Source organism: Enterococcus sp. AZ063 (assembly GCF_051715045.1).
Classification (GTDB): Bacteria; Bacillota; Bacilli; order Lactobacillales; family Enterococcaceae; genus Enterococcus_D; species Enterococcus_D casseliflavus.
Genome location: NZ_JBIOTA010000001.1, coordinates 3078035 through 3090422, shown reverse-complemented (window position 1 = coordinate 3090422; position 12388 = coordinate 3078035). Strand labels below are relative to the sequence as shown.

9 protein-coding genes are annotated in these 12388 nt (G+C 44.6%); 8 read left to right on the top strand and 1 reads right to left on the bottom strand.

All coding sequences use genetic code 11. The features are described 5' to 3' along the window. Positions 1-18 precede the first annotated feature (18 nt). The 4 genes from IGK61_RS14510 to IGK61_RS14495 all read left to right on the top strand — a co-directional run bounded on the left by IGK61_RS14510 (position 19) and on the right by IGK61_RS14495 (position 4831). On the top strand, positions 19-1635 hold the full coding sequence (locus IGK61_RS14510; RefSeq protein ID WP_074535426.1) for a glycoside hydrolase family 43 protein: 1617 nt from the start codon (positions 19-21) through the stop codon (positions 1633-1635). Then, positions 1632-2957, top strand: coding sequence for an ABC transporter substrate-binding protein (locus tag IGK61_RS14505; protein ID WP_074535427.1), 1326 nt, complete (start codon positions 1632-1634; stop codon positions 2955-2957). The genes IGK61_RS14510 and IGK61_RS14505 overlap by 4 nt, the downstream gene beginning before the upstream one ends. 128 nt (positions 2958-3085) lie before the next feature. Further along, complete coding sequence (locus IGK61_RS14500; protein WP_015510298.1) at positions 3086-3997, top strand: carbohydrate ABC transporter permease; 912 nt, start codon at positions 3086-3088, stop codon at positions 3995-3997. Beyond that, the gene (locus IGK61_RS14495) at positions 3998-4831 is read left to right on the top strand and encodes a carbohydrate ABC transporter permease (RefSeq protein WP_005228444.1); all 834 of its coding nucleotides are present in this window, start codon (positions 3998-4000) and stop codon (positions 4829-4831) included. It begins immediately after the preceding gene. 55 nt (positions 4832-4886) lie between these two features. Here IGK61_RS14495 and IGK61_RS14490 read toward each other — a convergent pair whose 3' ends face one another. Continuing rightward, on the bottom strand, positions 4887-6065 hold the full coding sequence (locus IGK61_RS14490; RefSeq protein ID WP_060791445.1) for an ROK family transcriptional regulator: 1179 nt from the start codon (positions 6063-6065) through the stop codon (positions 4887-4889). A 250-nt stretch (positions 6066-6315) separates the two neighbouring features. Here IGK61_RS14490 and xylB point away from each other — a divergent pair, with 250 nt between their 5' ends. The 4 genes from xylB to IGK61_RS14470 all read left to right on the top strand — a co-directional run bounded on the left by xylB (position 6316) and on the right by IGK61_RS14470 (position 12288). After that, entirely contained in the window at positions 6316-7812 is a 1497-nt protein-coding gene (gene xylB, locus IGK61_RS14485; RefSeq protein WP_060791444.1) for a xylulokinase, read from the top strand. 117 nt (positions 7813-7929) lie between these two features. Next, positions 7930-9237 (top strand): xylose isomerase, encoded by a 1308-nt coding sequence (xylA, locus tag IGK61_RS14480; RefSeq protein ID WP_008380597.1) that lies wholly within the window; start codon positions 7930-7932, stop codon positions 9235-9237. Between the two features lie 141 nt (positions 9238-9378). After that, complete coding sequence (locus tag IGK61_RS14475; RefSeq protein WP_074535428.1) at positions 9379-10845, top strand: glycoside hydrolase family 1 protein; 1467 nt, start codon at positions 9379-9381, stop codon at positions 10843-10845. A 36-nt stretch (positions 10846-10881) separates the two neighbouring features. Continuing rightward, a complete protein-coding gene (locus tag IGK61_RS14470) occupies positions 10882-12288 on the top strand; it encodes a response regulator transcription factor (RefSeq protein ID WP_438844956.1) in 1407 nt (468 codons plus the stop codon). The last annotated feature ends 100 nt before the right edge of the window (positions 12289-12388 follow it).

The following is a 12388-nucleotide window of genomic DNA, read 5'->3' as shown; positions in this document are numbered from 1 at the left end:
AAAGAGGAGGAAATTTTTTTGATTACCAATCCGATACTAACAGGCTTTCATCCAGACCCGAGTATTTGTCGTGCAGGTGAAGATTATTACATTGCTACGTCGACCTTTGAATGGTTTCCAGGTGTGCGCATCTTCCATTCGAAGGATTTGAAGAACTGGCGCTTGATCAGTACACCAGTCAATCGTGTCAGTCAGTTGAATATGCTGGGAAACCCAGATTCTGGGGGTGTTTGGGCGCCAAACTTAAGTTACAGTGATGGTCGTTTTTGGTTGATTTATTCAGATGTCAAAACACAATCTAATAGTTGGAAAGATGTGAACAATTATTTGATCACCTGTGAAACCATTGATGGGGATTGGTCAGAACCAATCTATATGAATTCTTCTGGTTTCGATCCCTCGTTATTTCATGACGACGACGGCAAAAAATATTTTCTGAACATGGTTTGGGATTATCGTCCGACAAACCATTCCTTTTATGGGATCTCTCTCCAAGAGTTTGATTGGCAAGCCAAGAAATTGGTGGGGCAGCCCAAAATCATCTTCAAAGGAACAGAGCGCAAATTGACGGAAGCACCGGTTATGTATAAAGTGAACGGCTATTATTATTTATTGACGGCAGAAGGCGGCACCAAGTTTGAACATGCAAGTACCATCGCTCGTGGGACGCACATCGAAGGGCCTTATGAAGTTCATCCTCAAAACCCTCTGATCAGTTCCTGGGGACAGCCAGAGATCCTGCTACAAAAAGCTGGCCATGGTTCATTTGTGAAAACGCAGACCGATGAATGGTATTTTGTTCACTTAACAGGGCGAGCGCTGAAGTATCCCGAAACGCCCCTCTTAGAAAATCGCGGCTATTGCCCGCTCGGACGAGAAACAGCGATCCAGTCTGTTTATTGGGAAAATGATTGGCCGTATATCACAGGCGGAAACTTTCCAAAAGAGGAAGTCCCACAGCCACAGCTGCCCGAACATCCGTGGGAAACAGAATCAGGCTTTAATGATTTTGAAGAGGCGTCGTTGGCACCAGTGTTTCAAACCTTGCGGATTCCTTTTTCTGAGGAAATCGGTAGTTTGACCGCACGACCAGGGTACTTGCGCTTGTATGGGCGAGAGTCGTTCAATTCCTTGTTCCATCAAGCACTGGTGGCAAGAAGATGGAGCGATTTTCGTTTCGAAGCAACGACTGCCGTTGAATTTTCACCGACCTCGTTTCTACAGTTAGCAGGCATGACGAATTACTACAATACACAAAACTGGTCGGCGATCTACATCACTCATGATGAGACGAAAGGCAGAATCATCACTGTATTGGCAAGCGAAAAGGGCCAACTGAAGAGTCAAAAAGCACCAGAAGTTGTGATACCAGCCGATGTACAAACAGTCTACTTCAAAACGATCGTTCATTATGCCCACTATCAATACGCGTACTCGTTTGATCAAAAAGAGTGGCAGGTCATCGATCAGCTATTTGACAGCTTGCAATTGTCTGACGACTATGTGGCAGAACATTACGGTGGGTTCTTTACGGGGGCTTTTGTGGGGATGTTTGCGATCGATACGACTGGTAATCGTTTGGCGGCTGATTTTGATTCATTTGACTATCAAAAAATCGAGGAGGAAGAAAGATGAAAAATTGGAAACGGGTCTTACAAACAGCGTCAGTGGCTAGCTTAGCGGCTTTTATGCTTAGTGGCTGCGGGAATGGTTCAGGAAACAGCGGCTCGGATAACAGCGCATCAGGAAGTAGTGGCAAGGATGAACTCGTGGTTTGGACCTTTACTTCAGAATTATCAACGATGATCAATGATTACTATTTGCCGGCGCATGACGATTTGGCCTATGACATTCGGATCGTGGAGATTCCTTCTGACCAATTCGAGACCAAGCTCGATCCGATTCTCGGTTCCAAAGATGCACCAGATGTGATTGCTTTAGAATCTGCCTTTGTCAAAAAATATGTGGAATCAGGGATGATGGCAGACCTTGGTTCACTGGGACTTGATGAAGCCGCGGCAGATACGTATCAATATGTCAAAGACGTAGGAACTTCAAAAGACGGGGTTCTTCATGCCTTGGCTTGGCAAGCTGCTCCTGGCGGGTTTTATTACCGGGCGTCGATGGCAGAAGAGCTGCTAGGGATCGATGATCCAGCGGCTGCGCAAGCGGCCTTGTCAGACTACGACAAGTTCTATGAGGAAGCCAAAGCAGTCAAAGAAAAAAGTGGTGGAACCACCTATATGATCTCTAGTGTCCAAGATTTGGCGAAGCCTTTTTATGGTCAACGCGAACATGGCTGGGTTGAAGACGGTAAATTAGTGATCGACGACAGTTTGTATGATTTGTTGGATATATCACGAAAATTTGTAGAAGAAGGCCTGACACAAGATACAGAAGGACAATCAGAAGCTTGGTTTGCTGGAATGAATGGCGACAATGTATTCGGTTATAGTTTGCCGACATGGGGGCTGCACTATTGGTTAAAACCAAATGCGACAGCTGCCGATAACTCCAGCTCAACAGAAGGGGACTGGCGCATGATCCAAGGACCGTCGTCGTGGTTCTGGGGCGGCACATGGATCGGTGCTACGGCAAATTCTGAGATGCAAGAAGAAGCGGCGCAATTGGTGGCTTACTTGACCACAGATCAAGCATTTTTAAAACAATGGGCCGAAGATACCGGTGATTTTGTATCAAATGAGCGAGTCGTTGAAGAAATTAAAAGCGAATACCAAGAGGAATTTTTAGGCGGTCAAAACCACTATGCAGAATTTGCCGATATGGTTCAAGACATCAACGCGAAAATTCTGACCGAGTATGACCAAACGATTGAAACCCTCTTTACGGATAGTTGTTTGACACCATATTCAAAAGGTGAAGTGGATCAGGAAACGGCGATCCAAAACTTTAAAGATGCGGTCGTCAATGCTTATCCAGATGTTCAAGTAGATTAGGTGTTGTTGAAACCGGCACCGAAGACGGGGTCGGTTTCAACCTTTTCTAGGTACTATGCGCTGCTTAAATGGCTTGTCTTTACAGGCAGAAGTTGACAGTAGAAGAAAAAAATATCAGGGGGATTACGATGCAGAATAAGAGAAGATTTGAACAGTATCATCGCTATGGGCTATTATTTATCGCACCATTTTTTCTAGCATTCTTGGTTTTTCAGCTTTATCCAATTCTCTATACGATTTACCTGAGCTTTACAGATCTAAAAGGGTGGAATCCAGCTGCCAATCTTGTCGGACTGGATAACTATTTTGCGATTTTTCGCAACCCATTATTTTTAAAATCGATCAGCAATACTTTTATTTTGTGGGGCGTAAACTTTGTCCCTCAAATTGGCTTGGCTCTGTTGCTGGCGGCATGGTTTACCAATATCAAGTTGCGCTTGCGGGGGAAAGGCTTCTTCAAAGTCGCTTTTTACTTACCCAACATCATTACTGCCGCTTCAGTAGCAATCTTATTTTTCGTTTTGTTCAGTTTTCCGTTAGGTCCGATCAACCTAGTCTTGCAGCATTTCGGTGTTTTGGACCAGCCCTATGACTTTTTCCGTAGTGAAACGGGCACTCGGCTGATCGTTTCCTTTATCCAATTTTGGATGTGGTATGGTCAGACCACGATCGTTTTGGTTTCGGGCATTTTGAGCATTGATGATGCTCTTTTTGAATCAGCAATGGTCGATGGAGCCAATGATGGTCAAATTTTCCGCAAGATCACGCTGCCTTTGTTAAAACCAATCTTGCTTTATACATTGGTGACGTCTTTGATTGGCGGCTTGCAAATGTTCGACATTCCTTTTTTGCTGACAAACGGCAATCCCAACAATAGTGTCTTAACGATCACGATGTTTATCTACAACCAAGCCTTTACCGGGAGTCGGAATTTCAACGTTGCCGCAACCGCGTCGGTGCTATTACTGGTACTTTCAATCGTATTAAGCACGTTATTGTTTCAATTTTTCAAAGAAAATAGCAAAGTGGGGCGAAAATAAATGGAAAATAGCTATCGGGCAAAACGATTGTTGATCTATGTCTTTTTGGTGTTGCTGACCATCTTAAGTATTCTGCCGTTTTGGGTCGTCTTAGTCAATGCGACCCGTTCAGCAGAACAGATCCAGCAAGGGCTGTCCTTGTGGCCTGGCGGTAATCTCCAATACAACTGGTCCGTCTTAATGGGCAGAGGCTTCAATGTTTTCAATGGATTTAAAAATAGTTTCTTGATTGCGGCTGGCGCTACCGTTCTCAATGTATATTTTTCGGCATTGACAGCTTATGGCGTGATCGCCTATGAGTTTCGTGGCAAGAAAGTCCTGTTTGCTGTCATTCTTGGGCTGATCATGATTCCTCAGCAAATTAGCATGATCGGTTTTTATCAATTTATGAATCGCTTAGGGCTCTTAAATAATTTTCTGCCATTGATTTTACCAGCGATCGCATCACCTGCTACCGTTTTTTTCTTAAAGCAATACTTAGAAACGATCTATCATCCTGATTTGGCAGATTCTGCTCGTTTGGACGGAGCCGGCGAGATCAAAATTTTCCATCGCATCATGTTGCCCTTGATGAAACCGGGCTTAGCCACCATGGCGATTTTCTCGTTCGTGACCTCGTGGAATAATTTCTTGATGCCCTTGATCTTGATCAACGATACGGAAAAGTATACGTTGCCGATGCTGGTCCAATTGCTGAAAACTGATGTTTACCGTACTGAATTTGGCAGTATGTATCTAGGGATTTCATTAAGTATTATTCCTTTGCTACTGATTTACCTGTTTCTATCGAAATACATCGTGGGCGGTGTGACGGCTGGCGGAATCAAAGGATAGCGATACCCTTTTACCAAAAGAAAACGCTGGACTGAGTTTTCAGTCCAGCGTTCATTTAACGGATCGCACGGGAGAGATCAAGTGCCGCAAAGCGCAAATCGTTGATATTCAAGAAATGTTTCGCGACTAAAACGTTACCGCCAAACAGCGGGGCTTGATCGCCTAATCGGCTGTTTTTGATCTTCGTGTTTTTGGTGAACTGGCTGGTCAATTTTTGTTGCAGCGCCAGTAATAAATCAGGAATTTTGCGATAGACCGAGCTGTTGATATAGACTTCTTCGGGATCAGAAAAAGTGATGACATTGTTTAGCCCAATACTAAGAAACTCAACATTTTGTTGCGCCAATTCGACTGCTGATTTTTCTCCGGCATGATAGGCTTGTGCAAAGGTATCCGAATTAACGAACGCTGTTTTTGTATAGTGACTGTAGGTGTCAAACAAGACTTTGTTCGACGCATATTGCTCTAAGCAGCCTCGATTGCCGCAAGGGCACAAGTTGCCGTGAGGAAAGAGCGTAGAATGGCCAACTTCCCCCGCCATGCCGTGAGTACCGGTTTGTAGCTGCCCATCAACGATGATTCCGACACCGATCCCACTATGGACGCTGACGCTCAGTAAATTCGTGGAATCAGAAGAAAAACAGTACTCGCCTAAAGCCGTCAGATTGGCTTCGTTTTCTATATAGACCGCCGTATTGTATTTTTGGCTCAAAGGGGCGATCAAATCAAAGTGTTCCAAGTCGTAGTAGGGGGCAAAGGTGACCGTCTGATTATGAACGATGCCGTGGATCGCCAAACAGATTCCTACTAATCCATGAGTGGTTTGCGGCATTTGCGGCCAAAACTCTATCATCATGGAATCGATCGTCGCTAGTACATTTTCTTTGGTGATCAATTCATGGGAATGGTCGGCAGAGGCGATCATCTCGCCATTGATATAAGAGAGCATCCCTCTAACATAGTTATAGCCGATGTCAAAGGTAACAGCTAAGCTGCTACGGTGATTGAATTGCAATTGAATCGGTTTGCGACCACCGATCGAAGTGGAATCACCAATGCCGACTTCGCGCACGAAGTCCGTGTCGATCAGTTTTTTGGTTATTTGAGAAACAGACGCTTTATTGAGATGGGTCAAATTTGACACTTCCGCTCGTGACACATTTTCATTGTCAATGATCGTCTTCAATACAGCCGCTTCATTTTGTTCGCGTATGCCCATTTTATTGATAATCATGTGTACTCCTCTTCGTAGATGTGATTAGTGTTAGTTTACCGTGCAAATTAATATTGTGCAAGCTGAAGAATAAAGAAAAGACGAAGAATGTAGGAGCAGCAGTTTGAGAAGGAAAAACCATGAAAGATTCGTTGAAAGCGCTTGACAGGAATGCGAGAATCGTTTACTATTCGATTAGTTAGTTTTGAATGCTAATTAACCGTTTGAGAGTCAATGGTTAACTGCTTCAAACAGAGGAAGGAGAGAAGAGATGGCTTATTTTTTAGGGTTGGATCTGGGAACAAGTGCGTTAAAAGGCTTAGTTTTTGATCAAACCGGGGAACTCCAAGGAACAGCAAGTGCTGACTATCCATTGTCATCCCCTAGACCGGGGTTCAGTGAGCAAGAGCCGGTGCATTGGCAAGAGGCGGCAGATAAGGTGATCAAAACCTTGATCCAGCAGCTTCCAACGCTGCAAAAGGAATTGATCGGCGTCAGCTTTTCTGGGCAAATGCATAGTCTTGTTTTATTGGATGAAGAAAACCGAGTCATTCGTCCGGCAATATTATGGAATGACGTTCGGACCACCAAACAATGCCAAGCGATCATGGCATCCTTTGGAGAGGAAATAAAAGCAATCACCAAGAATGTTGCTTTGGAAGGGTTCACTTTACCAAAAATTTTATGGGTCCAAGAACACGAGCCTGAACATTGGCAACAAGTTCGTCACATGATGCTGCCAAAAGACTACTTGGCTTTTTGGCTGACTGGGAACTATTCGATGGATTATTCCGATGCAGCGGGTACGTTACTGCTGGATATCGAAAAGAAGTGCTGGTCTGAAGCCATTCTAGAAAAATTCGCAATCGCATCGGATTTACTGCCGCCGCTTTTTGAATCAGCAGCGCCTGTGGGGCAAATGCGAAAAGAGCTGCAAGAAGCCTTTGGGTTTGAACAAGAGGTGACGATCTATGCAGGTGGCGCAGACAATGCCTGTGCTGCATTAGGTTCAGGGATCATCGCCGAAGGTGTCGGCATGGTGTCGATTGGCACGAGCGGTGTGTTCTTATCCTTTGAAGAAGCGCAAGAGGTTGATTATCAAGGAGATCTACACCTTTTCCGTCATGCGATCAAAGACAAGTTGTATTCAATGGGGGTCACGTTAGCCGCTGGAAATTCCTTAAGCTGGTATCGTGATACGTTTGCCCCCAACCAATCGTTTCAGGAATTGCTTTCAGCGATCAGTGAGGTAAACCCAGGGGCAGAAGGCCTGCTGTTTACGCCTTATATCGTGGGTGAACGCACCCCGCATACCGACAGCCAAATCAGGGGTAGTTTTATCGGCATCGACACACGGCATCGCGAAAAGCATTTCAGTCGTGCGGTCTTAGAAGGGATCACCTTCTCTTTGAAAGATTCCCAAATGATCATGGAAGAACGGGCACAGCGGAAATTCACCCAGATCGTTTCTGTGGGGGGCGGTGCGAAAAATGCCGAATGGCTGCAAATGCAAGCCGATATTTTTAATGCAGAAATGCTGAGTTTGTCTACTGAGCAAGGTCCAGGTATGGGTGCAGCAATGCTAGCAGCAATCGGCAGCGGCATTTATCCAGATGCAACTGCTTGTGTTAACGCCTTTGTCAAATACGGCAAGGCCATTGCACCAATTCCTGAAAATGTCGCCAAATACCAAGAAATTTATGCGATCTACCGGACCGTCTACCAACAAACCGCACCTATCTGCCATGCATTGGCGCAAATCGAGTAGCGTAATGGCAGCAGGCAATCTACCTGATCAAAGCGAGGAATCGTTTTTGGTTCTAAATGATTGGAAACAAGTAAGTTAGTTTATTACACTAAAAAACATAAAATGGAGGCAACAACAATGACTTATTTCCCAGAGATCGAAAAAATCCGCTACGAAGGTCCTAAAACAGACAATATGTTTGCATTTCGCCACTACGATGCCGAAGAAGTTGTTTTAGGCAAGAAAATGAAAGATCATCTACGTTTTGCAATCGCCTATTGGCATACGATGACGCAAGACGGCTCTGATCCTTTCGGCGCACCCGTCAACAAACGGACGTGGATTGGTGACACCGAAATGGAAACGGCGAAAAATCGAGTAGAAGCCTTCTTCGAGATTTGCGAAAAATTAGGGGCAGAGTTCTTCTGTTTCCATGATGTTGACGTGGCACCTGCAGGAGAAACGTTAGAAGAATTTTTCCAAAACTTAGACGAAATCACCGATTTAATCAAAGAAAAAATGGAACAAACGGGAATCAAACTATTATGGAACACAGCAAATATGTTCTCACATCCTCGTTTCAATAACGGCGCTGCTTCCACCAATAATGCGGAAGTTTATGCGTATGCGGCAGCCCAAGTCAAAAAAGGCTTAGACATCTCGAAAAAATTAGGCGGCGAAAACTATGTCTTCTGGGGTGGTCGTGAAGGCTATGAAACCTTGTTGAACACAGACATGAAATTTGAACAAGACAACATCGCCCGTCTATTCAAAATGGCGATCGCTTATGGCGAAAAAATCGGTCATAAACCGCAGTTCTTATTAGAGCCGAAACCAAAAGAACCATCAAAACATCAATATGATTTTGATGCAGCGACAACGATGGCCTTCATTCAGCACTACGGCTTAGAAGGAGATTTCAAATTAAACCTAGAAGCCAATCATGCAACATTAGCTGGCCATACCTTTGAACATGAAATCGCCGTTGCCCGTAGCTATAACGCATTAGGCTCACTGGATGCCAACCAAGGAGATATGCTGTTAGGGTGGGATACGGATGAATTCCCAACCAACGTCTTTGACTCCACACTCGCTTTATACGAAGTCTTAGAAAACGGCGGCATCGCACCGGGAGGAATCAATTTCGATTCTAAAGTCCGTCGTTCGTCATTTGAAATGGAAGATCTGTTGTTAGCCCACATCGCTGGTATGGATACGTATGCCCGAGCGTTGAAAGCAGCAGCGAAACTAAAAGAAGACCGCTTCTTAGACGAGTTGAAGGAAAAACGGTATGCCTCTTTCCAAGAAGGCATCGGAGCGAAGATCGTTGCTGATGAGGAAAACTTAGAAACACTGACAGATTACGCATTGGCGCATGATCAAATCGAATTAGAATCCAGCCACATTGAATATGTGAAATCTCGTTTGAATGATTACCTGTTTTAATAAGAAACGACTGTCGTTCTGAGGAGCGGCAGTTTTTTCACCTAAAAAATATCTTTTAGCAATTGTTACGAATCAACCAAATTATGATACGATAAAATGTAACCGATTTATTTCGGTTTAGGAAATGAAGGAGGCAACTTGATGTTTCACACAAATTTAGATCCTTTCCCAGAAAACTTCTTATGGGGGGCAGCTTCGGCGGCCTATCAAATTGAAGGAGCATGGGCAGAAGACGGCAAAGGTCCGTCGATTTGGGACACCTATGCCCAAATTCCTGGCAATACTTTTGAGGAAACCAACGGCAAAGTGGCGATCGATCACTACCATCGATACAAAGAAGATGTTGCCTTGATGAAGCAAATGGGCTTGAAAGCCTATCGCTTTAGTGTGGCGTGGTCGCGAATCTTGCCTGATGGCGAAGGCGCGGTCAATGAAGCGGGTGTGGCGTTCTACGAAAAGCTGGTGGACGAATTGCTTCGGCAAGGAGTAGAGCCGATTTTGACGCTGTATCACTGGGACCTTCCCCAGGCTTTGCAAGACAAATACTTAGGGTGGGAAGGTCGAGAAACAGCAGAAGCATTTGAACGGTATTGTCGTATCCTTTTTGAACGCCTAGGAAAGAAAGTCACCTATTGGGTCACCATGAATGAACAAAATGTCTTCACTTCTCTTGGGTACCGTTGGGCGGCACATCCGCCGGGCTTGAAGGACTTAAAACGGATGTATGCAGCCAATCACATCATCAACCTTGCTAATGCTAAGGCGATCAATTTGTTCCATGAGCTGGTTCCTCAGGGCAAGATCGGTCCAAGTTTTGGCTATGGACCGATGTATCCGTTTAGCTGTGACCCAGAAGATGTGCTGGCAGCAGAAAATGGCGAAGCCTTCAACAACGCATGGTTTTTAGATGTCTATTGCAAAGGTGAATACCCGAAATTTGTGTACAAGCAATTAGCCAAAGTTGGCTTGGCTCCTGAAGTCACTCCAGAAGATCAAGCACTATTAAAACAGGCAAAACCTGATTTCTTAGGAATCAATTACTATCACGGTGGGACGGCCCAGCAAAACAACTTGCAAAAGCAGTCAGCTGAAAAGAAAGAATTTTCTAAAGTCGATCCGTATTTGATGCAAGCGGCGGCTGGTGAGTTCTCACCCGAAGAAACCATGTTTGCGACAGCAGAAAATCCCCACTTGAAAAAAACGGATTGGGGCTGGGAGATCGATCCCGTTGGTTTCCGTGTAGCTTTGCGGCGCATCCAAGCCAATTATGACTTGCCGATTTTTATTACTGAAAATGGGTTAGGCGCTATCGATCAATTGACAGAAGACAAACAGATCCATGACCCATACCGCATCACCTATTTGCAGGAACATCTGGTTGAACTGCAAAAGGCCATCACGGATGGGGTTGAGCTGATCGGCTACTGTGCTTGGTCCTTTACAGATCTACTGAGTTGGTTGAATGGATACAAAAAACGCTATGGGTTTGTTTATGTCGATCGCGACAATCAAAGCGAACGTCAGTTGGCGCGCATCCCGAAAGATAGTTTTTATTGGTATCAAGAGGTGATTCGCACCAACGGGGCAAGTTTGACAAGTGAAACATGATGTAACGAAGGAGTAGCTGAAAATGGAGGTTGGAAAATGCGTAAAGTGTTGATCGTTGACGATGAAGCATCGATCCGAAATGGGCTACCTCTGATCATCGATTGGGAACGTCTGGGGTATCAAATCGTCGGGTCGGCGGAAAACGGCGAAGCTGGCTTGGCAATGATCCGCGAATTGAAGCCAGATGTTGTGATCGCTGATATCCGTATGCCGGGAAAAAATGGTCTTGAGATGGTGCAAGCAGCATCGGAGGAAGGGCTTTTGTTTTTTGCCATTATTTTATCCGGCTACTCAGATTTTGACTATGCCAAGCAAGCGTTGCAGCTGGGTGCTGTGACCTATTTGCTGAAACCAGTTGATGAAGAAGAGCTGATCGGTATTTTGACGAAAATCGATCAAAAAGCCAAGACCGATCAGCAGAAAAATCAGAAGAGTCAGTTGATGGAGAAATTGTTTGGCGGGGATCAAACGGGGATCAAAGACGCACAAGCCATCAAGCTATTGCGACTTTCCGAGGAGGCAGATGCCCAAAAGCTGGTTGAGAAATTGCAGGAGCAAGTGGCGCAAGTCGTCACCTTGATCCATCGGCATCATCGGTATTTGGTTCTGTTAAACGAGGAACGCTTTCCCGACGAGGCGATCGATGCGTGGTGCCGTAAAAAAATGGCTCACCAAGAAATCTTGATCTCCCGCTGGTTTGCGGCGCAAGATAACTTGAAGCCATTGATTATCGATATCCAGACATTGAGTAAATTGATTTTCTTATTTCCCAATCAAGTCATTTCTCACCATGTTTTGGATACGACGCAAGAAGCAGAAGAGCGAAGCGATTTGCGTGAAGAATTAGTCAAGGCGATTTTGGCAAACGATCCGTTAGAACAGCCGTTATCCCGCTATTATCAAACCTTTTATCATTCATTGGCATTGGAAGAAGAAATCAAATGGCAAATCAATGGTGACATTGAATGGCTGCAGCATCAAATCAGTGAAAAAGTAGCCTTAGCGATCGAATGGTCGACAGACGAAGTACATCAGCAGATTTTTCTCGCCCAGACGTTTCCAATGCTGCAAGAGGTGATCACCGCAAAACTAGCAGACTTGCAAGCAACAGTCGCCAGCAGTTTGAACCAAATCGATATCATTGCAGAATTGATCCAATACACGAAAAAGCATTATCAAGAAGATTTGACCTTGAAAAAAATCGGGGAACGTTTCAATTACAATAGTGCCTATCTAGGCAAGAAGTTTCGCAAAGAAACTGGGAAAAATTATTTGGCGTTCTTGGATGAAGTACGAATGGAAAAAGCGGTGGAAATCTTGCGTCATTCCAATCTAATGGTTTACGAAGTCGCTGAATTGGTGGGCTACAGCAATGTTGATTATTTCTACAAAAAGTTCAAACAATACCATCAGGTTTCACCGAATGAGTTTCGGAAAACATAAGAAAATTCGCTGATACATGAGCAGCTGTTTTTCAGGAAAACAGTCCATCGAATGGGCAATGAAAAGAGAAATTTGTGAAAAGAAAAAGCGGCATTACAGG